Source organism: Synechococcus sp. Tobar12-5m-g, assembly GCF_024345415.1.
Classification (GTDB): Bacteria; Cyanobacteriota; Cyanobacteriia; order PCC-6307; family Cyanobiaceae; genus Regnicoccus.
On record NZ_JAGQBB010000006.1, the window covers coordinates 22998 to 43583 of the forward strand.

The 20586-nt window shown below is 69.5% G+C and carries 21 protein-coding genes, 1 tRNA gene and 2 pseudogenes; 11 read left to right on the forward strand and 13 right to left on the reverse strand.

Annotated features, from left to right (window positions below):
- Positions 1-117 precede the first annotated feature (117 nt).
- Entirely contained in the window at positions 118-1689 is a 1572-nt protein-coding gene (locus KBY66_RS05320; RefSeq protein ID WP_255088195.1) for a ferredoxin--nitrite reductase, read from the forward strand.
- Here the strand turns inward: KBY66_RS05320 and KBY66_RS05325 are convergent.
- Complete coding sequence (locus tag KBY66_RS05325; RefSeq protein ID WP_255088196.1) at positions 1616-1957, reverse strand: hypothetical protein; 342 nt, start codon at positions 1955-1957, stop codon at positions 1616-1618. The two genes, KBY66_RS05320 and KBY66_RS05325, sit on opposite strands and share 74 nt — an antisense overlap.
- Before the next feature lie 274 nt (positions 1958-2231).
- Between KBY66_RS05325 and KBY66_RS05330 the strand changes: the two genes are divergently transcribed.
- Together KBY66_RS05330 and cobA are read left to right on the forward strand one after the other, a co-directional pair.
- Complete coding sequence (locus tag KBY66_RS05330; protein ID WP_255088197.1) at positions 2232-3545, forward strand: CbiX/SirB N-terminal domain-containing protein; 1314 nt, start codon at positions 2232-2234, stop codon at positions 3543-3545.
- The gene (gene cobA, locus KBY66_RS05335) at positions 3542-4315 is read left to right on the forward strand and encodes a uroporphyrinogen-III C-methyltransferase (protein WP_255088199.1); all 774 of its coding nucleotides are present in this window, start codon (positions 3542-3544) and stop codon (positions 4313-4315) included. The genes KBY66_RS05330 and cobA overlap by 4 nt, the downstream gene beginning before the upstream one ends.
- A 13-nt stretch (positions 4316-4328) precedes the next feature.
- Here cobA and KBY66_RS15700 read toward each other — a convergent pair whose 3' ends face one another.
- Together KBY66_RS15700 and KBY66_RS15705 are read right to left on the reverse strand one after the other, a co-directional pair.
- Positions 4329-4667 (reverse strand): hypothetical protein, encoded by a 339-nt coding sequence (locus tag KBY66_RS15700; protein WP_315855483.1) that lies wholly within the window; start codon positions 4665-4667, stop codon positions 4329-4331.
- 162 nt (positions 4668-4829) lie between these two features.
- Positions 4830-5039 carry a CsgG/HfaB family protein gene (locus KBY66_RS15705; protein ID WP_315855484.1) on the reverse strand — a complete coding sequence of 70 codons (210 nt, stop codon included), beginning with the start codon at positions 5037-5039 and terminating at the stop codon, positions 4830-4832.
- A 274-nt stretch (positions 5040-5313) separates the two neighbouring features.
- Between KBY66_RS15705 and KBY66_RS05345 the strand changes: the two genes are divergently transcribed.
- Both KBY66_RS05345 and KBY66_RS15710 read left to right on the forward strand, forming a co-directional pair.
- Positions 5314-5790, forward strand: coding sequence for a redox protein (locus KBY66_RS05345; protein WP_255088304.1), 477 nt, complete (start codon positions 5314-5316; stop codon positions 5788-5790).
- Positions 5791-5908: 118 nt separating this feature from the next.
- Positions 5909-6028: pseudogene (locus KBY66_RS15710) on the forward strand (TetR family transcriptional regulator); the annotation flags it as partial.
- A 415-nt stretch (positions 6029-6443) separates the two neighbouring features.
- Here the strand turns inward: KBY66_RS15710 and KBY66_RS05355 are convergent.
- From KBY66_RS05355 to KBY66_RS05370, 4 genes are all read right to left on the reverse strand, one after another.
- Positions 6444-8012: a DHA2 family efflux MFS transporter permease subunit gene (locus KBY66_RS05355; RefSeq protein WP_255088200.1), complete on the reverse strand. Its 1569-nt coding sequence runs from the start codon at positions 8010-8012 to the stop codon at positions 6444-6446.
- Complete coding sequence (locus KBY66_RS05360; protein WP_255088201.1) at positions 8009-9166, reverse strand: HlyD family secretion protein; 1158 nt, start codon at positions 9164-9166, stop codon at positions 8009-8011. Before KBY66_RS05360 ends, KBY66_RS05355 begins: the two co-directional genes overlap by 4 nt.
- A gap of 113 nt (positions 9167-9279) precedes the next feature.
- Positions 9280-9352 (reverse strand) — tRNA-Ile (locus KBY66_RS05365).
- An 8-nt stretch (positions 9353-9360) separates the two neighbouring features.
- Positions 9361-10008: an occludin/ELL family protein gene (locus KBY66_RS05370; protein ID WP_255088202.1), complete on the reverse strand. Its 648-nt coding sequence runs from the start codon at positions 10006-10008 to the stop codon at positions 9361-9363.
- Between the two features lie 152 nt (positions 10009-10160).
- Here KBY66_RS05370 and pyrE point away from each other — a divergent pair, with 152 nt between their 5' ends.
- Both pyrE and KBY66_RS15715 read left to right on the forward strand, forming a co-directional pair.
- The gene (gene pyrE, locus KBY66_RS05375; protein ID WP_255088306.1) at positions 10161-10742 is read left to right on the forward strand and encodes an orotate phosphoribosyltransferase; all 582 of its coding nucleotides are present in this window, start codon (positions 10161-10163) and stop codon (positions 10740-10742) included.
- A gap of 509 nt (positions 10743-11251) precedes the next feature.
- A pseudogene (locus KBY66_RS15715) lies at positions 11252-11428 on the forward strand (tRNA-modifying protein YgfZ); the annotation flags it as partial.
- Positions 11429-11610: 182 nt separating this feature from the next.
- Here the strand turns inward: KBY66_RS15715 and KBY66_RS05385 are convergent.
- Positions 11611-13203 (reverse strand): TM0106 family RecB-like putative nuclease, encoded by a 1593-nt coding sequence (locus KBY66_RS05385; protein ID WP_255088203.1) that lies wholly within the window; start codon positions 13201-13203, stop codon positions 11611-11613.
- 102 nt (positions 13204-13305) lie between these two features.
- On the opposite strand from KBY66_RS05385, the gene KBY66_RS05390 reads away from it, so the two are divergent.
- Genes KBY66_RS05390 through KBY66_RS05400 form a run of 3 tightly spaced genes read left to right on the forward strand, consistent with a single transcriptional unit; the run spans position 13306 to position 15597 of the window.
- Positions 13306-14775: a phosphoglucomutase/phosphomannomutase family protein gene (locus tag KBY66_RS05390; RefSeq protein WP_255088205.1), complete on the forward strand. Its 1470-nt coding sequence runs from the start codon at positions 13306-13308 to the stop codon at positions 14773-14775.
- Positions 14772-15404: an RdgB/HAM1 family non-canonical purine NTP pyrophosphatase gene (gene rdgB / locus KBY66_RS05395; protein WP_255088206.1), complete on the forward strand. Its 633-nt coding sequence runs from the start codon at positions 14772-14774 to the stop codon at positions 15402-15404. Before KBY66_RS05390 ends, rdgB begins: the two co-directional genes overlap by 4 nt.
- A gap of 28 nt (positions 15405-15432) precedes the next feature.
- Complete coding sequence (locus KBY66_RS05400; RefSeq protein ID WP_255088207.1) at positions 15433-15597, forward strand: Nif11-like leader peptide family natural product precursor; 165 nt, start codon at positions 15433-15435, stop codon at positions 15595-15597.
- A gap of 10 nt (positions 15598-15607) precedes the next feature.
- On the opposite strand, the gene KBY66_RS05405 is transcribed toward KBY66_RS05400, so the two are convergent.
- From KBY66_RS05405 to KBY66_RS05425, 5 genes are all read right to left on the reverse strand, one after another.
- Positions 15608-16057 carry a DUF1499 domain-containing protein gene (locus KBY66_RS05405; RefSeq protein ID WP_255088208.1) on the reverse strand — a complete coding sequence of 150 codons (450 nt, stop codon included), beginning with the start codon at positions 16055-16057 and terminating at the stop codon, positions 15608-15610.
- A 1-nt stretch (position 16058) separates the two neighbouring features.
- Positions 16059-17540 carry a carotenoid oxygenase family protein gene (locus tag KBY66_RS05410; protein WP_255088209.1) on the reverse strand — a complete coding sequence of 494 codons (1482 nt, stop codon included), beginning with the start codon at positions 17538-17540 and terminating at the stop codon, positions 16059-16061.
- 189 nt (positions 17541-17729) lie between these two features.
- On the reverse strand, positions 17730-18452 hold the full coding sequence (locus KBY66_RS05415) for an anti-sigma factor domain-containing protein (RefSeq protein WP_255088211.1): 723 nt from the start codon (positions 18450-18452) through the stop codon (positions 17730-17732).
- Positions 18449-19054 carry a sigma-70 family RNA polymerase sigma factor gene (locus KBY66_RS05420; protein WP_255088212.1) on the reverse strand — a complete coding sequence of 202 codons (606 nt, stop codon included), beginning with the start codon at positions 19052-19054 and terminating at the stop codon, positions 18449-18451. Before KBY66_RS05420 ends, KBY66_RS05415 begins: the two co-directional genes overlap by 4 nt.
- Positions 19051-20034 (reverse strand): DMT family transporter, encoded by a 984-nt coding sequence (locus KBY66_RS05425; protein ID WP_255088213.1) that lies wholly within the window; start codon positions 20032-20034, stop codon positions 19051-19053. The genes KBY66_RS05420 and KBY66_RS05425 overlap by 4 nt, the downstream gene beginning before the upstream one ends.
- A 78-nt stretch (positions 20035-20112) precedes the next feature.
- On the opposite strand from KBY66_RS05425, the gene KBY66_RS05430 reads away from it, so the two are divergent.
- On the forward strand, positions 20113-20586 hold the full coding sequence (locus KBY66_RS05430) for a DM13 domain-containing protein (RefSeq protein ID WP_255088214.1): 474 nt from the start codon (positions 20113-20115) through the stop codon (positions 20584-20586).

Sequence of the window (20586 nt, forward strand, 5' to 3'; positions counted from 1 at the left end):
GCCTGCGCTGGGCGGCTGGGCTCGCCTCGTCAGCATGGATGTCCGGTAGTGGTTGCAACAAAGAGGAGGCGCTCCGGCCAAGATGATCAGTTACAAAACTCAGTCTCGGCTGTCATCATGCCCGTTGCACAGCCTTCCCCTGGTTCCACCTCGGCTTCGGTGCCGACCAAGCGCAACAAGGTGGAGCAGGCCAAGGCCGAGTTCTGCGGGCTGGCCCTGGAGCCCCGGCTGGCGGAGCTCGGCCAGGCCGGCTGGGAATCCCTCGACGAAGCGACCCTCACCATCCATCTGAAATGGCTGGGCATCTTCTTCAGGCCGGTCACCCCCGGGCGGTTCATGGTGCGGCTGCGGCTGCCGAATGGGCTGATCCAGGCGAACCAGCTCGAGGTGCTGGCCGAGGCGGTGGACCGCTGCGGCGACCATGGCAGCGCCGACATCACCACCCGCCAGAACCTGCAGTTGCGCGGCCTGTTGCTCGAAGACATGGCGCCCCTGGTGGCGGCGATGGGCGCGGTGGGGCTGACCAGCCGGCAGTCCGGCCATGACAACCCCCGCAACGTCACCGGCAATCCCCTGGCGGGGATCGACCCCGAGGAATTCGTGGACACCCGGCCGCTGGTGGACGCGATCCAGGACCTTCTGCTTGGTCCGGAAGGCCCGAAGAACCTGCCCCGCAAGTTCAACGTGGCCGTCGGCGGGGCCCCCGACAGCTTCCTGCTCCACAACGACCTGGCCTACCTGCCGGCACTCCACGGGGGAGAGCTGGGCTTCAGCGTGGTGGTGGGCGGTTTCTTCTCGGCCCAGCGCAACGCCCTGGCCATCCCGCTCGGCCTCTGGCTGCGCGGTGATCAGTTGCCGGAGTTCAGCCTCGCGGTGCTGCGGCACTACGAGCGCCAGGGGGATCGGGCCAACCGCAACAAGACCCGGCTGATGTATCTGATTGATGCCCTCGGAATCGAGCGCTACCGCAGCGACGTGCTCGACACCTACGGCGAGTTCGCCGGAGCGGCGGCAGCGGCGGGGGTGCCACGCCACGATGGCTCCCACCTGGTGGAGCGCGCCCCGAGGGACATCTGCGGGGTTCATGCCCAGAAGCAGGACGGCCTCCACTGGGTGGGCCTGCATGTGCCGATGGGCCGCCTCGACGCCGCCGCGATGGCCGAGCTGGCCCGCCTGGCCCGCGCCTATGGCAGCGGCGAGTTGCGCTTCAGCGAAAGCCAGAACCTGCTGATCTGCCATGTTCCTGGCGGACGGCTGGAGGCTCTGCTGGCGGAGCCGTTGCTGCAACGGTTCCGGGTCGACCCCGGCGCCCTGGAGGCCGAGGCGGTCAGCTGCACCGGCAACCGCTACTGCAGCTTCGCCCTGATCCCCACCAAGAGCACCGCCCAGGCGGTGGTGGAGGAGCTGGAGCGGCGCCTGGAGCTGCCCCAGGCCGTTCGCACCCACTGGACCGGTTGCCCCAACGCCTGCGGCCAGCCCTACATGGGCGAAATCGGCCTGATGGGGGCCAAGGCCCGCCTGGATGGCCAGATGGTGGAGGCGGCCAAGATCTTCCTGGGCGGCTCGATGGCGGGCGACCCCCGCCTGGGCGAACTGCACGACAAGCCCGTGCCGCTCAGCCAGCTGCCTGATGTGCTCGAAGCGCTGCTGGTGGAGCGCTTCGGGGCCCACCGCCGCCCAGGCGCCTGAGCCCCGATCCCACCAGCTGGGTCCAGCGCGATCGTCTGGGGGCTGCTGCCACGTCAAGTTCGGCCAGGGCCTGCCGGTCCTCGGGATCCTGGCTCCCATAGAGCAGGCGGGTGATCCGCTCCGGATCGATCTCCAGGGCCAGCACCTCCTGCCAGAGCCGCCCGCTCAACGCCGGGTCGGCGCGCCGGAACTGGGCATCGGCCAACTGCCGCACCAGCTGAAAGACCAGTTGCTGTTGTTTGCGATCGGCGAAGCTGCCCGGAGCCACGCCCTGAGCTCTCACAGCAGGCGGCGGGCAGCGTGAGGGATTCGGGCTGGTCCTGTTGATGCTTGCTCTGGCTGACGTCATGGCGACTGTCCTTGCGGATCCCAGGGGATCTGGGCTCCTGACTCCTTGCTAGAGCCTGAGGCAGGGGCCGGCCCGTCAATGGCACCAAACGTATCAACCGCTACAGGCAGGCCGCCTGCTATTACGGCCCGGAATGGCGGTGCCATCGTGGGCCAGGCCCGCCGCCCCTGAGAGCGGGGCAACCTCCTCCCCCTTGGACCCTTCCCTGATCCCCTCTGCGCTGCCGCCACCGGGGAGTTCGGAGCGCTGGCCCTGGCTGCAGCGGTTGCGACGCCAGGGCGACCCCGATCTCGCCCCCTGGCTCGAGGCCCTCGAACGGGGTGAGCTGGGCGCCGAGAGCGACCTGTTGGCCGTGCTGGCCGAACGGCTCGATGCCGCCGGCAGCGAACGGCTGCTGGCCTGGTGGTTGGGGGGGTCAACCGATCCCACCCTGCTCCCGTTGATCGCCCGGGCCCGTACCCCCCGTTGCGGGGCCCTGTTGCGCCAGGCCGTGCTGGAGCGCTCCAGCCTGCAGAGCCGGGTGCCTTTGCTGCCCTTGCTGGGCCACCAGCGGGATCCCACCGATTACGCGCTGCTCGCCCGGCTCAGCCTGGAGGCTGGCCCGCTGCCCCTGCGCCTGGCGGCCCTGGAGGCCCTGGCTCTGGGCCTGAGCGCCTGGCCGCTGACGCCGCTCCGCCAGCACCTGCTGACCCTCGCCACCGACCTCCAGCCCCAGCTGGCGGGCCAGGCGGTCGACCTGCTGGCCCGCCTGCCCCGGGGCCGCTGGGCCCTGCTCCCCCTCACCGGCCGCCGGCTGGATCCAGCCGTGGCAGATCGGTTGCGCCGCCGCTGGGGGGCCCTGGCGCCCAGCCCGCTTCTGTTGATCGTGCACGGCAGAGCTGGCGGGGTGATTCCCGGGGAGTTGCTGGCCCTGGCGGGCGAGCTGGAGGAGCGGCGCGGCAGGCCGGTGCGGATCCAGGTTCTGACCGGCGGCACGCCGCCAACCCCGGCCAGCTTCGGGACCCTGGCTGGATCGGTGGGTCTCACGCCCTGGCTCTCAGTGGTGCCGCTGTTCCTGCTGCCCGGCAGCCACGTTCGCGTCGACGTGCCTGCCATCGCCGCCGTCTGGCGTGCCCACGGCCCCGTGCGCCGCCTGCCCTTTCTGGGGGCCTGGCCCATCTGGCAGCGGGCCCTGGCCGCCGAACTGGCCGCCATGGTTCAGGCGCGAGGCGGCTCAGCGGACTCCGGCCCCAGGGCACCCCTGCTGCTGCATCACCCGCTGGAGGATGGCCTGGGCGCCCGGTATCTCGCCCATCTCCAGTCCGTCACCCAGGCCCGGTTCCTGCCCACTCCATACACTGCGGCAGATCTGCAGGAGATCAAACTGGCGATCCATCCCAGGGCCCTGCCCCTGACCCTGGCGGCCAACCGGCTCACGGAAAGCCTTCCCGATCAGCTCGGGGCTCCCCTGTTGGCGCGCCCCCGGTTCCGGCAGCTGTTGGTGCGGGAGCTCGAGGCCCTGCCATGACCGGCAAGGTGTACCTGGTGGGGGCCGGACCCGGGGATCCCGAGCTGCTCACCCTCAAGGCCCACCGCCTGCTGCGCCAGTGCGATGCCCTCGTCCATGACGCTCTGGTGCCCCGGGCCCTGCTCGATCTCGTCCCGGCCGGCTGCGAACGGCACTTCGTCGGCAAGCGGCGAGGCCACCACTCGGTTCCCCAGCCCACCACCAACGCCGTGCTGGTGCAGCTGGCCCAGCGCTGCCGCTGCATCGTGCGGCTCAAGGGCGGCGATCCGTTCCTGTTCGGCCGCGGCGGCGAGGAGGCAGCCCACCTGGTGCGCCAGGGCGTGGCGGTGGAGGTGGTGCCCGGCGTCACCGCGGGGATCGCGGCGCCGGCCTACATGGGGATTCCGATCACCCACCGGAGTGCCGGCTCCAGCGTCACCTTCGTGACCGGCCACGAGGAGATCGACAAGGCCCGCCCCGGCGTTGACTGGCGCGGCCTGGCCCGCAGCAGCGACGGCCTGGTGATCTACATGGGCCTGCACAACCTGCGCCGCATCGGCGAGGAATTGATGGCCGGCGGCCTCGACCCCGCCACCCCTGTTGCCGTGATCCAGCAGGGCACCGTGCGGGGCCAGCGGGAGCTGGTGGCCAGCCTCGGCGTCCTGGCCGACCGGGTGGAAGCGGAGAGCTTTGAATCACCGGCCATCGTGGTGATCGGCCAGGTGGTGGCAGAGCGGGTGCCGGCCTGTGCGCCCCTTCCGGCCGAAGCGGACATGCCGATTCCCTTCTGAGACTGGCCAGACCTCACTCCAGCTTCAGGGTGCCGCCGGTGCGCTGGCGCCGTTGCTGGTCCTGGGCCTCGAAGCTGGCCATGCAGTTGTCCCTGGGCACCAGCAGGGAGCTCACGTAGCTGGAGGCGTCGATCAGGGTGGCGCGGATGGCCTTGGCGGCGGGGGTCCGCAGGGTCTGGGCATTGTTGGAGCCGAAGTTCAAGGTGCCGGCGGCGCCGGTGAGCACCTGGCCGGCGCGGCCCAAGTTCGGGGCCAGCAGCAAGGCGCCGACCGCCACCGGCAGCAGGCTGACCCCCTGCGCCTTCGCTTCGGCGCTGTTGCTGGCCCGGCCCTCCACGGTGCGGCGGCCCACCACCTCACCGGTGGTGCTGTCGACGACCCGGATGTCGATCGCCAGCTAATCCCTGGTTTCGACCTGCTGCTGCTTGGTGCAGAAACCGAGCAGGCCGAAATTGCTGCCCGAGCTCTTGCTCTCCACGTTGGAGTCGTAGGAGGTGACGGTGCCCAGCACGATCTAGCAGGCGCGGGTCATCTGGCCCTTCTGGGCCCCGTTCTGGCCCTTGCGCACGATGCCGAGGTCGGTGAGCTCCTGCTCCGAGAGCACCTGCTTGAGGTTGCTGAGCTCCACCACCTTCAGATCGCCGCTGGCCACCAGTTCGTTCCCCAGAATCGCGGCCAGATCCTCCGCCACCGGACCCTGCCACCACCAGGTCTGCTGGGTCACGATTGGCACAGGGTGTGGGGCATTCAAGCGAGGTGAATCGGAGCGACGTCGCGGGCAGGGTCCTGCTGACTTGTACGATCAAACCTTGTTCACCGGCCACCCCCGGATTGGATTCCGTCACCCGACCTGGGTTCCGTAGCGGTCCGCACGGCTCGGACGCGGAAGCCTTCGGTTAGGTGGAACGACTTTCAAACGTCACCTTGCGGCCGGCGTTGTTCCAATGTCCAGCTCCGTCCTGCAGACCAGCGAATCAAAAGCGCCAAGGCCGGCGCCGATGTTCGAGCTGATTCCCTACGAGAAGTTCCGCGACACCCCGTCGGTTCGCTTCTTCGACATCACGGTGCCCACCTCCAATGCCCGCGACCTTGTGGTGCACACGGGCCCGGCGATCAGCCCACCGGATGACCCGGAATCGGGCGCCTGGCAGTTCTACCTGCACCCCCACCAGGAGGACAACCTGCTCGCCATGCATGGCGGCCGCACCTTCTTTCTGGTGAACCTGGGCTGGAACTATCCCTTTCACATCGTGCGGCTCGACACCGGCGGTGACATCCTGCGGATTCCCCCAGGCACCTTCCACCGTTCCGTTTCCGACCCCGACGGCTCCCTGGTGCTCAACCAGGCCGTTCGCAAGGAAGGGGTCAGCCTCGTGGAGGAATTCCGGGTGTACAACAGCCATCGCATCCCCCGGCTGTTCGCCGTCACCAGCCAGACCGCGCCCCTGCCCAAACTGCACGGCGTCAGCTGGTGACGGCGGTCTGAGCATTCCAGGAGGGCAGGCCTGCTCCTAAAGTGAGTATTCACTCACTTGGAGTCTTCGCGTGGCCCGGGCCCTCTCCTCTCCCGCCGCCGAACGCCGCGCCGACGCCGTGCGGGCCCTGATCGAGCTGGCCGCCTCGGTGTCGCCTGACGCGATCAGCACCGCGGCGATCGCCGAGCGCATGGGCCTCAGCCACGGGGCTCTGTTCCGTCACTTCCCCTGCCGGGACGACCTCTGGGCCGAAACCGTGCGCTGGGCCACCGAGGCGCTGTGGCAGCGCTTCGATGCCGTCGATCCTGGCGGGCTGGTCCATCCCCTGGAGCGGGTGGAGGCGATCCTGCTGGCCCACGTGGGCTTCGTGCAGGAGCATCCGGGCCTGCTGCGCATGCTGTTCGCCGAACTGCAACGGCCCGAAACCAGCGCCGCCCGCGAAACGGGCAAGGCCTTCATGGCCCGTTACCGCCAGCGCATCACCGGGCTGCTGCAAAGCGCCCAGGAGCGGCGGCTCCTCGACCCGCTGCTGGACGCTCCGGAACTGGCCGGCCAGGTGCTCGCCGTCTACCAGGGCCTGATGCTGCAGGGCCTGATCAACGGCAGCCTCACCGACCTCCCCTCCCGCACCCGCCAGGCCCTGGCCGTGCTGTTCAGGGGGCTGGGGCCACCGACGGCCGGCCCAGCAGTAACACCAGGGGGATCGCGGCCAGGAACACCGCCCCCACCACCTGGAAGACGTCGCCGAAGGCCAGCAAAGCCGCCTGTTGATTCACCTGCCGATTGAGCATCTCCAGGGCCTGGTCCTGCAGCTGCCCCGCGGCACTGCCCTGGGATTGCAGCCATTGCTGCAGCACCTGCAGCCGCTCCAAGAGCAGGGGGTTGGTGGTGGCCAGGGCCTCCACCAGGTGGGCGCGGTGCAGGCTGCTGCGGTGATCGATCACCACGGTGAGCAGGGCAATCCCGAAGCTTCCCCCCAGCTGGCGGGTGAGGTTGAACAGGCCGCTGCCCGCTCCCACCTCGTCGCGGGGCAACGTCCCGAGGCTGGCCAGGCTGAGGGGCAGGAACATCATCACGGTGGCCGCCCCGCGCAGGATCAGGGGCCAGAACAGGGAGTCTTCCCCGGTGCTCGGGCTGATGGCGCCCATCCAGCCCATCGTCAGCACCATCAGCAGGGAGCCCACCACGATCAGGAGGCGGGGATCGAAGCGGGCCACCTGGCGGCTGAGCAGTCCCATGGTGAGGGCCGAGGCGCAGGCCCCCGGCAGCAGCAGCAGCCCGGTCTGGGTGGCCGTGTAGCCCAGCACGGACTGGGCAAAGATCGGCACCACGAAGACCGTGCCGTAGAGGCCCAGGCCCAGCACCATCGAAAACAGGCTGCCGGCGGCCAGGGACCGGTGCCGGAGCACCCGCAGATCCACCGCCGGCCGGGCCTGGTTCAGTTCCCAGATCACGAACACCGGCAGACACACGGCCGAGAGCAGGGTCAGCTGAACGATGGCCGCGCTCTCGAACCAGTCGAACTGGCGGCCCTGCTCGAGCACGATCTGGAGGCTGGCCAGGCAAAGAATCAGCAGGCAGATCCCAACCCAGTCGACGCTGCTGCGGCGCCGGGCCAGCTCGGCGCTCCGCTCCGGGGGCATCACCGCCAGGGCCATCAGCACCGCCAGGATCCCGAAGGGCAGGTTGACGAAAAAGATCCAGCGCCAGCCCAGCGCATCGGTGAGCACGCCGCCGAGGGTCGGGCCCAGGGCCGGGCCGGCCAGCAGAACCACGCCGAACACCCCCTGGGTCTTGCCCTGCAATGAGGGCGGCACCGACTGGAACATGATCGACTGGGCCTTGGCCAGCAGCCCGCCGCCCAGCAGGCCCTGCAGGATCCGGGCAGCCACCAGGGCCGGCAGGGTGGGGGCCAGGCCGCACAGCACCGAGGCCACGGTGAAGCCCGCCAGCGAAAACACGAAGGTGCGGTTCTGCCCGAAAACGTCGCCCAGCCAGGCGATCAGCGGGATCATCACCACATTGGCCATGGCGTAGCCGGTCACCACCCAGCCCACCTCCGCCAGGGTGGCGCCGAGGCTGGCCTGGATGCTGGTGAGGGCCACGTTGGTGATGCTCGTGTCGAGCACCTCCAGCAGGGCCGCCAGCGACGCCGTGAGCACCACGGCCCACTGCCGGCCGGTGAGCCGCTCCGGCACGGGCGCGCCGGCGGCGACGCTCACGACCGCTGCACCCGCACCGAGGCCGAAAGGCCCGGGACCAGTTGCTGGCGAATCGCGGCGGGCAGCTGGGCCGAGCCGGAACGTTCATCGAAGGCGATCCGCGCGGTCACCCGCTGCACCACCTTGGTGAAGTTGCCGGTGGCGTTGTCGGGGGGGAGCAGGGCGAAGCGGGCCCCTGAGGCCGGCGCCAGGCTGACGATGTGGCCGGCGAAGACCCTGCCCGGAAAGGCATCGAGCCTGATCTCAGCAGCCTTGCCCGCCCGCAGGGCCTCCAGCTGGGTTTCCTTGAAGTGGGCCTCTACCCAGGGTTGGGCCCCCACCAGCAGCATCAGCGGCTGGCCGGTCTGCACCTGGCGACCCGGTTCCGCCTGGCGGGCGCCGATGCGGCCGGCCACGGGCGCCAGCAACCGCGTGTAGGACAGCTGCAGGCGCGCCGCCGCCACGGAGGCCTGGAATTGGTCGATGCGGGCCCGGGCGGCGGAGGCTTTCTGGGTGTCCACGCCCACCTGCCGATCGCTGGAGCGGGCCTGCTGGGCGGTGGCCACGCTGCGGGTCCGCTGGCCCAGGGCCTGCCGGTAGGTGGCGCGGGCACGGTCCACGTCCTGCTGGGACACGCCCCCCTGGCTGAGCAGAAACTCCAGGCGTCTGAGTTCGGCGCCGCTGCGGATCAACTCGGCGCTCGCCTCCTCCTGATCGGCCCTGGCCTGGCTGCCGGCCGCCTGGGCCGCGCTGGCGGTGCTGCCGGTCTGGGCCGTCAGGGCTGCGGCCTGGCGCTCGGCTTCGCGAAGGTTCGCTTCGGTGAGCTGGAGCTGGGTGCGAGCGTCACGGTCATCGAGCGCGACGAGCAATGCGCCGGCCGCAACCGTCTGGTTGTCCGCGACGGCCACCAGGGAGATCGTGCCACCAACCCGGCTGGAGATTTGGGTCAGGCTCGCCTGCACCTGGGCGTCATCGGTTTCCACGGATCCTTTGTGCACAGCCATCCAGCCGCCGATCCCTGCGGCCACGGCCAAGGCCAGCCAGGGGATCAGCCAGAGCGGCTTTCCAGCTGGCCGTACCGAGGCCGACCCTGGGGGAGCATCGGGCAGGGGCTGGGCCGTGGGCGGCGGCGCCTTTGGACGGACCAGGGTGCCAGGGAAGGGGTGACGGGCCATAGTGAGTGAGCGCTTACTCACTCTAGTGATTTCGGTTCCGTTACGCCGAAATCAAGGAATGCCAATGCCAACCTTGCGCGGGCCATGGCTGCCCGTGTCTGGTGAGTCCTGGATGGGGGTCCCGAGGATCGAACTCGGCTCAGGCGGATTATGAGCCCGCTGCATTCACCAGATTGCTAGACCCCCCGGTGCCGCTACCAGAGCCCCCGGACGGGGGCATCGGCAGGGGTGTAACGAGGGCCGGAAACCCTGCCTGGTCCAGCGAAAAGCCCAGGCGAAGGCTGGTAACCGCCGAGCTGGGAGATCGGAATGGCGGACAATTCCGTGCCGGTCTGGAGGCTGCTGGTGAACTGGTTGGGCAGGTCGCCGCTGCGCCAGGGAATCGGCGAGCCCTGCTCCTCCAGCAATGCCGCCGTGGTGTTCTGAATCGCCGAACCATCCCAGACGATCGCCTGGTCCGGGAAACCCAGCCCCATCACCGTGTTGCCATCGCTTCCCCCCATCGCGATGCCGAGGATGTCGGTGATCTGGTGGGTGAGGCTGACGCCCCGGGCAAAGCTGGATCGCCAGGTGAATGCGCGCCGGTCCACCAGGGCGTCGGTGGTTTCCACCACGCCGCAGCGGGTGAGCTCGATCGGACCCGTCGCAGCGGCCACCCCTTTCCTCCCCCCCTGGGGCGGAGCTTCCAGGGTGGTGGTGCAGACCACCGGAGCCGCCACCGCCGGCAGGGAGGGCAAGGTGAGGCTGGCGGTCGCCAGGGCGACCAAGCCACAGCCGACAGCAACGGTGGGGCGGTGACGCTGCTGGGAGCGGAGATGCCGCCGGGGAAGGGGGTGGCCCATGCTGGGCTGCTGGCAACAGTTGTCCATCAATGTAGGTAGTCGATCCGCATATGCCCTGGTGGCCCGGGGTGGACAGCACCGGGGTCGCCCCTGCAGATCAGGACAACCGCCTCCAAGCGAACCGCACCGAAGAGAACCCCCCTCCGGATTCCATGCCGCCGATCTCCACACCAACCCACCACCGGGCCATCGTCCTCGCCCTGCTGGCCAGCCGCTCCTACCGCCACGGCCGCTTCACCCTGGCTTCGGGCCGCAGCAGCGACCACTACATCAATTGCAAGCCGGTCAGCCTGAGCGGGTCCGGGCTGGCCTCCCTCTCGGCGCTGCTGCTGGAGCAGGTGGAGCCGGATGCCGCCGCCGTGGCCGGCCTGACCCTCGGCGCCGATCCGCTGGTGTCCGGGGTGGCGATGGCCGCGGCCCTGGCGGGGCGAAACCTGGATGCCCTGATCGTGCGCAAGGAAGCCAAGGGCCATGGAACCGGCGCATGGCTGGAGGGTCCGCTCCCCCCCGCCGGCAGCCGGATCACCGTGCTGGAAGACGTGGTCACCAGCGGCGGCTCTTCGCTCAAGGCGGTGCAGCAGTTGCGCCAGGAAGGCTTCCAGATCGAGCGGGTGGTCACGATCGTCGACCGCCAGGAGGGGGGCCTCGAAACCCTGGCGGCGGAGGGACTGGAGCTGCGCAGCATTTATCTGCTGGAGGAGATCGCCGCCGCCGCCCGGGGTTTGCAAGGCTGAGTGCCGCGAACCCTTCCTCCGCTGTGAGCCGTCCCCCTTTCGACCCCTGGCAGTGGCAGCCACCGCAGCCCTGCCGCTGGCAGCAACCGGCCTGGTTGATCCGCCTCGACGGCGCCGGGGTGCTGCGCTTCCTCCATGGCCAGACCAGCCAGGATCTGGAGCGTGCCCGGCCGGGCGCTGTCCTCTCCACCTGCTGCATCACCCCCACGGCCCGGATCCGGGGGCTGGCGGAGGTGCTGGTGGACGCCAGCGGCGCCTGGCTGCTGATCACTGTCGGTGAGGGTCGCGCGATCCACCAGGCGCTCGATCGGGTGCTGTTCCCCGCCGATCAGGTGGTGCTCGTCGCTCCCCAGGAGGCCAGGCTGATCACCGTGCTGGCGGCGGGAGACTGGCGCGCGCTGGGGGCGGAACCTGGCAGGGGCTGGCTGCTGGAGGCTCCCAAGCGGGTGGTGCTTCGAGCCGATCAACCCACCCCCGCCTGGCTGGAGCGCCTGCCGGAGCTTGCGGGGGTGGATCAAGAGCGCTGGCGGCTGCAGCAGGGCGAGCCCGCTCTGCCGGCCGAGATCAACGACGAGCTGAATCCGTTCGAGTTGGGGTTGGCGGAGCGGGTCAGCCTCAGCAAGGGCTGTTACGTGGGCCAGGAAACCCTCGCCAAGCTCGCCACCTACGACGGGGTCAAGCAGCAACTGAGGCGCTGGGCCTGGGTCCCTGACCAGGCCCAGCCAGCTGCCGTGGCGGAAGCCCCGGCAGCTGGAGCCCCGCTGTTCAGCGCCGCCGGCGAGCGGGCCGGACGGATCACCTCCTGCCTGGAGCTGCCCGCCGATGGGGCCCACCCCCGCCGGCTGATCGGCCTGGCCCTGGTGCGGCGTCAGTTCCTCGCGGAGGGCACCCTGCTGGCCGGCGGCCTGCCGCTGGCGATCTCCACCCCGGCCGGGTTCCAGGCTCCGCCGGTGGGGGCCGGGAGCTCCGTCGCCGGCAGGGGGTCCTGAGCCAGCAGCCAGCTGGCCACAGCCCAGGTGGCCAGGGTGTCGTCGTGGTTGTAGCGGAGGATCCGCAGCAGGTTGTGGCGGCTGCCCCGGCCAGGGTGGGTGCCATCGCCGCGCCACTGGCGCCACCAGAGCAGGCAGCGGGCCCCCTCCACCCCCTTCTGGCTCCAGCGGAAACCGAGCCAGGTGGCCACCGCCTTGAGGCCGTAGCTGTTCACCGGCAGCAGCCAGTGCTGCCGCAGGCGCTGGTGCAGGTCCACCATCCGGGCCCGCAGCAGCCGCACCTCGTGCTCCGTCGCTCCCTGGCGCTGGGCCAGGCGGGTCAGCCCGATCGATTCGGTTTCGCCGAAATGGAGCAAGGGCCAGCCGGGATGGCGATCCAGCAAGTTCCGCAGCCGCCGCCAGAGTCGGGCTTCGCCGTGCTCCTGCAACGCCAGGATCGGTTGGTAGGTTGCCGCCTCGGCGTGGCTGGGCCAGGAGCCATCAGGCTCGCGGGGGATCCGCAGGAAGCCGTGCAGGAAGTCGTCGCGGGCATCGGGATCGGATTCGATGTCGTAGACGAGCACACCCTCAGCCTGGCTCAACTCGGGCAGGCAGAGCCCAGCGGAGCCGGCGGCCCGGGGGATCCGCAGGGGCACGCCCATTTGCTGCACCTGAGCCTGGGCCACCAACTGGGCCGCCAGTTCCCGGTGCTGCTCGCCGTGGGCCTCCAACCCATCGGCGAGAGTGTCGGGATCGGCCTCGGCCAGATCGGTGAGGCGTTGCAGCCCCAGTTCGATCAGCAGCTCCCGGCGCTTGCCACCAACCCCACTCACCTCGCTGAGATGGCCCGAGGCGGCCGCTTCTCGGTCGCAGGCACCACGCCAGGAGCAGAGCACGCACTTGCGGCGGTCGTTCACCAGGGGGGGTGGCACCCGGGCGTCCAGGTCGTCGGCGAGCCTGGGCAGGGCCTCCTCCAGCTGACGGCTGAGGCCCGGGGTGAGGGGAAGTTGCTCGCGCTCCTGGCGGCGGCCGTGGCCAGCCACCACGAGGCCATGGCTCACCGCTTCCCCTTGCGTTCCCGCCAGCAGACGCCCCCAGAAGGTCAGCACCAGGCGGTGTTCGCGGGTGAGGCGCCTGCCCTGGCGGGCCAGGGCAGGCTGGTAGGCATGGTCCCCCCAGCGGCTGCGGCCGGTCGTGCGCACCAGCAGGGGCGGATGGCCTTCCAGCTGGAGTCCCCCGGGCGTCCGCTCCACCAGCCGCATTCCCACCACGGCGGGGGCGCCGGCCAGGCAGGCCGCCTCACCCTTGCCGGGACGCTGGCCCAGCAGGCTCACGAAACAACGTTGCTGGTCGTCGAGCTGCAGGGTGCGATGGGCGCTCCACAGCCGTTGCGCCGGGTCGCCGTGGCGGTCCAGCCAGGCCCGCCGTCGGCAGCGCAACCAGCTGCGCAACAACCGGTCGGTCACGACCTGGGTCTGAACGGCAAGAGGCATGGGGCCAGGCTAGGCGCCTGGTGGCCTGCCACCAGGCCGGCACCTCCTTCCCCCCGCTGGCCTTGTCCCCCTGCTACGAGCTTCCTGTCGCTCCCTCGCTCGATGGTTTCCGCACCCCTCCCCCTGGAGCCCAGCCCGATCAAGTTCGGCACCGATGGCTGGCGCGGCATCCTCGGCGTCGACATCACGGTCGAGCGCCTGCTGCCGGTGGCGGCTGCCGCGGCCAGGGAACTGGAACGGTCGGCCCCCGTGGATCTGCACAGCCGCGAGGTGGTGATCGGCTACGACCGCCGTTTCCTGGCACCGGAGCTGGCCGAGGCGATCGCCAGCGCCGTGCGGGGGGCCGGCCTGGAGCCCCTGCTCACCGACACCGCCGTGCCAACACCGGCCTGCAGCTGGGCAGTGGTGGAGCGGGGCTCGCTGGGGGCGCTGGTGATCACCGCCAGCCACAACCCCCCCGAATGGCTCGGTCTGAAGATCAAGGGCCACTTCGGCGGCTCGGTGGAAGGGGATTTCACCGCCCGGGTGGAGCAGCGCCTGGAGGCGGGCGGCATCACCGTGCCGATCTCGGGTGACACCCCCCGCTTTGACGGCTGGAGCGGCTACCTGAACGGCTTGCGCCGCCAGGTGGACACCGCCCGGTTGAGCCAGGGCCTGGAAGCACTCGGCCTGCAAGTGATCGTCGATCCGATGCACGGCTCCGCCGCTGGTGGTTTGCCAGCCCTTCTCGGAGGCAGCGGTTCCGGGTCCGCGGCGATCCTGGAGATCCGCTCCAACCGGGATCCCCTCTTCGGTGGTCACCCCCCCGAACCGCTCGCCCCCTATCTGGGCGAGCTGATCGCCGCGGTGCAGGCCTCCGGCGCAGCTGGCCGGCCGGCGGTGGGGCTCGTGTTCGATGGCGATGGCGACCGCATCGCCGCCATCGATGAGCACGGCCGCTACTGCAGCACCCAGTTGCTGATGCCACTGCTGATCGACCACCTGGCCCGCGCCCGTTCCCTGCCCGGAGCGGTGATCAAGACCGTGAGCGGCTCCGACCTGATGCAGCTGGTGGCCGAAGGGCTCGGCAGGCGTGTGATCGAGAAGCCGGTGGGCTTTAAGTACATCGCCGCCGAAATGCTGACCGGTGACGTGCTCGTCGGCGGTGAGGAATCGGGCGGGGTCGGCTTCGGCGTGCACCTGCCCGAACGGGATGCCCTGCTGGCCGCCCTGCTGCTGGTGGAGGCGCTGGTGGAGGGAGGCCTGCCCCTCGGGGAGCGGCTCGACCGCCTGCAGGCGGCCCATGGCGGTGGCGGCTCCTACGACCGCCTCGATCTGCGCCTGAAGGACATGGCCAGCCGGGAGCACCTGGAGGCCCAGCTGGCGGAAGCCCCGCCGGGAGAGGTGGCGGGAGCAGCGGTGCAGGAGGTCATCCGCACGGACGGGGTCAAGTTGCGCCTGGGGCCGAGCCACTGGCTGATGCTGCGCTTCTCCGGCACCGAGCCCCTGCTGCGGCTCTACTGCGAAGCCCCCACGGCCGAGAGGGTTGAGGCCGTGCTGGCCTGGGCGCGGCACTACGCCGAGGCGGTGTGACCGGGCTGCTGGTGATCGCCACCGGCAATGCCGGCAAGCTCGGCGAGTTCCGCCGGTTCCTGTGCCAGCCGGCCGTCGACCTGGAGCTCCGCCCCCAACCCGAGGGGCTGGAGGTGGAGGAAACAGGCGCCAGCTTCGCCGCCAACGCGCGCCTCAAGGCGGAGGCGGTGGCGCGGGCCACCGGTGAATGGACCCTGGCCGATGATTCGGGCCTCTCGGTGGAGGCCCTCGGTGGCGAGCCGGGGATCCGATCGGCGCGCTATGCCCCGACGGATCCGGAGCGAATCGCCCGGTTGTTGCGGGAACTGGAGGCCGCCAACGCCATCGCAGGCCCGGCCGGCAAGCCCGGCCGGCAAGCCAGGTTCACGGCCGCCCTGGCGGTGGCGGATCCCAGCGGCCGGATCGCCCTTGAGGTGGAGGGGATCTGCGAAGGGGAGATTCTGAGCGCTCCGCAGGGAACCGGAGGGTTTGGCTACGACCCCGTCTTCTACGTTCCCGAGCTGATGCTCAGCTTCGCCGAGATGGATCCCGAACAGAAGCGACGGGTGGGCCACCGGGGCCAGGCGCTGCGGGTCCTGCTGCCCAGGCTGGCGGCACTGCTTTCGATGAGCAGCGCCCGGACCGACTAGGACAGAAGGTGACCCGAAGGCCACTCCCATGTCCAAATCCCAGCTCAGTGCCTTCCTGTCCGAGGTGGAAGCCGACCCTGCCCTCAAGCTCCGGGTCGAGGCCGCCGCCGATGCCAGTGCTGTTGTGCTCATCGGCCAGGAGAGCGGTCACGTGTTCTCCGCGGCCACCCTGGCCCGTCATCTCCGCGGTTGATCAAGCAGCCTCAGGGGCCGAGGGCGGCCCGCAACTGCTCCACCCTGCGCCGGTTCACGCCGAGATCGGAATCCCCCAGCCTGGACGCCGAGCGGATTTCAAGCACCCCACGCTGGGGATCGGCGGCCAGTTCGAGGTCGTCGATGAAGCCGAAAAGGCTGCTTTCGGCCGTGGCATGGAGGTAGCCAGGGGGTCCTGCAGACTGAGCCGAGCCTGGTCGATCGGCTTCGATGCGGGCGCCGGGCAGGGCCGCCACCACCGGCCTCAGTTGCTCCAAGGCCGCGACCGGATCGGCGCAGGGCCAGTCCTCTCGAACGCAGTGGGCTGCAGAAAGGCAGGGTGCGAGCTGGCCGCCCCTCAGACCAAGGCTCTCCGGCACTGGCCCTGCCAGGTGCAGCAGGGAGGCTTCGGCTGGCAGGGGGAGCCAGAGCAGGATCAACACAAGGAGCAGCCGCACCATCTCAGCCGGCCTCCACCCAGCTGCCGTGCAGGCCGTGGGGGATGGCCAGGGGCAGGGGCAGCACCGCCTGCTCGCTGAGGTCGTCGGCGCGGAGGATCACCAGATCGCTGGCGCAGCGGGCCCCATTCCAGACCACCACCAGCAGCCAGCCGTCGTCCTCTGCGGTTCCTCCGGCTCGCGGCACCATCACCGGTTCGCTGACGAAGCCCCGGGGCGCGGCACTCCAGAGCAGCCGCTCACCGGTGTCCAGGTCAAGCTTCTCGATCGCCTGCAACGGGGCATTTCCCAGCTCCTTCTCGGTGACCGCCATCCAGGCATGGCGGGCCTTAAGGCCCACCCGTTTGGGGTTCACCGTGGCGAATTCGCAGCAGCGCTCCTCCAGCACCTCGGTGGAAACGGTGCCGACAGCCAGGTCGATGCGGCAGCGCTTGAGCTGGCCGATCGGCAGGGTGGCGAAGTCCACGTCGCGGAAGTCCACACCTGGGCCGATCGACGGGAAGTCGGCATAGAAGATCGAATCCACCACCACCGTGCCGGCGGCGCCAACGCCGGGCTCCTCGTAGGCGTTGAGGTGGTGAAACACGAAACCCTCGGGAGCTGGCACCTGCAGCGCCTCACCTTCGCCGGAGCGGGGCACCAGCCAGAACTCGCCGGGCACACCGGGCTTGGAGCCCAGGCACTGGGCGGCCCCCTTGAGGCCGAACACGAAGCCAAGCGGATTGAACGACACGGCGTTCTGGAGGAACACGGCCCATTGGGGCGTGATCGCGAAATCATGCAGGAAGGCGAATCCCTTGAACTGGCGTTTCTGATCCGCCACCAGGGCTCCAGACTCGGCGCCTTCGGCGTCGAATTCCATCAGCCGGATCGTGCTGCGCGGTCCGGCCTTGACGCCGAAGGTGACCATGCGCCGGCCGCCGTGATGGCCGGGATCAAAGCGTGGGTGGGCGCTGAAGGCCTCAGCAGTGGCCAGGGTGCCGCCGAGGAGATCGATGCCCTTGGTGTCAAGCGTTTCGGGGTCGAGGGCGTGGGGAGAGCTGGCCTCCCACAGGGCCAGCAGCTTGTCCCCTAGCCGCACCACATGGGTGTTGGCGATGTTCTTGAGCCGCAGGTCGAAGGCATTGGCCACGGGCCCGCCGGGCTTCTGGGTGCCGAACACGCCGCGGTAGGTGAACTGGCCCGCCTCCTCTTCCGCCTGCCAGCCCTCCGTGCGCACGAAGCGGTTGGTGAGGTGAGCCGCGCCGGCCTCGAACCGCAGGGCGGTGATCATGCCGTCACCATCGAAGGGATGATGCACCCAGCGGCCGCCCCGCTCCAGCCGCCCCGGCCCATTGCGATACAGGGTGCCGCTCAGCTCGGCCGGGATCGTGCCCGAACTGGCCTCCTGGCCCACAGCGGTGAGCTCGCTGCCCACATTGCGGAAGGCACTGGCCCAGTCGGCGCGGTCGTAGTCGGTGGCTGGGCGGCTGGGGGCGACGGTCATCGGGCGGGCACCGCGAAGGCTTGCAGGCTCCCCATCATCACGTAACGAACCGTTAAGGCGTGGCTGCGGGTCCTGGGGCAATTCCTTTAACCAGCTTGTGACCAAACGCAAGGGGAGAGAGGGCGATCAAGGGCCGGCCACGGCGGGGTGAGAGAACCCACAGGGGCGTCGCCCCCTTTGGCCGGTGGCTCAGAGGCTGCTGGTGAGCACGAAGGGGCCGGTGGGCTTCGCTCCGACCGGATCGTTTTCCACGCTCACGCTCACGCTGGTGGCCAGGCTGGTGGGCATCGGCGGGATCAACATCGCCACATGGCCCTGCTCGGTTGGCAGGAAGGAAACGCATCCCACCTTCTCGCCGCCCACGGTGGCCCAGAGCCGGTAGACGTGGTGGGGCGGCGGCGGTGGCAGGTGATTCAGCATCAGCACGTTGTGGGTGGGATTGCCCGTCACCATCACCTCACCACTGGCCTGGAGGCCGGGTTCGGCAGCCTCCAACGGGAGTCGCCTGCTCAACCCCGGGGTGTCGGATGACCATCCAGGGGCTTGGGCTTGGAGCTGGGTCTGGATCTGAGCCAGTTGCTGGCGGGTCTGGCGCAGCTCGAGGCCAAGGCCCACCAGGGCCAGGCTCAGCAGCGCCAGTATCACCCACCCCAGGGATCTGGCCTGGCTGCGATGGGCTGGCTGGGCCAGCAAGCGCTGGCGCAACCGGGGCGGCGGCAGGGCAGCCACCGGCAGGGCGAGGGGCAGCAGCTCCAGGGTGGTCTGGAATTCGCTCAGCCGCTCCTGCAGGGCAGGATTCTGCTGAAGCAGTTCCGCCAGTTTCTGACGCTCGGCCCCATCGAGATCGCCGAGCGCCTGGCCGGCCAGCAGGGCGTCAATCTCGGCTCCAGAGGGTGGGTTGTGGGGGTTCATGGCTGGTTCCGGAAATCGATCAGCAGCTCCCGAAGACGGATCAGCCCCTGGCGGGAGCGGGTCTTGATGGTGCCGAGGGGCTGCTGGAGTTTTTCGCTGATCGCCGATTGACTCAGCCCCTCGTAATAGGCCATCTCCAGCACCTGGCGTTGGTTGGCGGGGATCGCCTCGAGGGCCGTTCGGACCCGCTCGGCCAGATCGTCCGCTTCGACCCTGGCCTGGGGATCGGGCACGCCCGCTGGAAACAGCTGCTCTGACCACCGTTGCACCAGTTGCCAGCGGTTCTTGCGCTGGTTGATCCGGTTGATCGCCATCGATCGGGTCAACAGCAGGAGGTAGGCCAGCAGCGGCCCGCGGGAGGGTTCGTAGCGATCCTGCCGCCAGAAGCGCAGAAAAACGTCATGACAGAGATCTTCCGCCTCCGAGCTGTTGCGGCAGAGGCGCAGGGCCAGGCGATACACAGGGCCCGCGTAGGTGTCGTACAGCCCGGCCAGGTCGTCGAATGGCGGAGTCCGGTGCGGTTGATCCTGCTCCCGCTGAGTCAAGGCACGGGGCAAGGGGTCGATGGCGTCCCATGGTGTTGGTGGTTCAGCTCCCGTCATGGCATGTACCGCCGAAGGGCCTGATTGGATGGGTTCGAGCGGTGGCTGACCATCACCCCCGCCAGCAACAGCACCAGCCCAGCGACGGTGACGATGCCCAGCGGTTCCCCCAGCAGCAGGGCGGCGCTGGCGATCGCCACGACGATGGTGAGGGAGCCCCAGATCGACACGGTGGCCACGCTGCAGTGGCGGTAGGCCAGCCGAAGGGCCCGGTTGCTTCCCAGGGAGAGGGTGAGGCCGTAGACCAGGATCACCCCGACAACCCAGCTCAGGTTGAGCAGGTGGAAGTGGCCGGGGCCGAACAGCGCCAGGGCGATCAAGCCGAACACCAGGGCGGTCACCGTTGAGGGGACCCCCACGGTGATCACGGCCGGCCATTGCCGGGTGGCGATGGCACGGCCGGTCACGGCGGTGGAGCCCAAGGCCAGCACCCCGACCAGGGCCCAGCCGTAACCTCGGAGCTGATCGCCATGGCCCCCTGACATCGCCATGGCCGCCCCCGGCAACAACAGACCGGTGGCGATCAAGACGAGGCTGATCCAGAAGCCTTGTGGCAAGGGTTCCGCCAGGAACTGCCTGGCCAACAGAGCGGAAACCGGCAGGACCAGGGAGAACAGCAGGGTCTGGCTGATCACCGAAAGGGATTCGAGGGCGAAGTAATAGGCGATCGGACCGATGAACAACCCCAGGCCCGCATCGATGAACAACAGCCAGCGATCGGCTGGTTTCAGGAGTGCCAGGCCAGGCCGGATCCCGGCGTGGCCAGGGAGCAGGTACGCCAGGCCGACCACCAGCTGGGCCACGAAGAACACGTTGCAGAAGCTGATCGGGTTCTCGCCACCGACGGGATGGGCGGCGCCGTAAGTCTGCAGCCCCTTGAGTGCCGTGGCATCCAGCCCCTTGAGCAGCACGTACAGCCCAAGGGGGACAACACGCCGCCAACCAGGATCCTTCAGCACCAATCCGATCGGTGAGCTCATCGGTAGAGCGAAGGTCTGAGGACCATGCCGCTTCGGTTCATGGCCTTGGCTTTCCAACTCTGTCTGCATTCATTCGTCATGACGGCTCTCAAGACAACACTGGTCAGCGCCCTTGCCTTGGCCATGCTCGGCGGTTCCGCCGTTCCCGTTCATGCGCAAAGCATGATGAAGGAGGACAAGATGATGGCTCCCACTGGCGCGATGGCCAAGGGCAGCTTCCGCAAGGCCGAGGCGCCCGTCAGCGGCAGTTTCCAGATCAAGAAAGAGGCTGGCAAACAGGTGCTGGTGCTCAGCAGCGACTTCAAGACCAACGACATGGCCCCCGATCTGAAGGTGATCTTCAGTCCGTCGGCCACCCCCCTGGCGAGCACCAAGGCCCCAGCGTTTCCGCTCAAGGCCGGCAGCTACACGATTCTCGCCTCGCTCAAATCCGCCGCCGGCGCCCAGAGCTACGTGATCCCCGCCTCGATCGACCTGAGCAAGCAGGGGTCGGTGCTGATCTGGTGCAAGAAGTTCAACGCCACGATGGCCTGGGCCCCCCTGAAGCCCTGA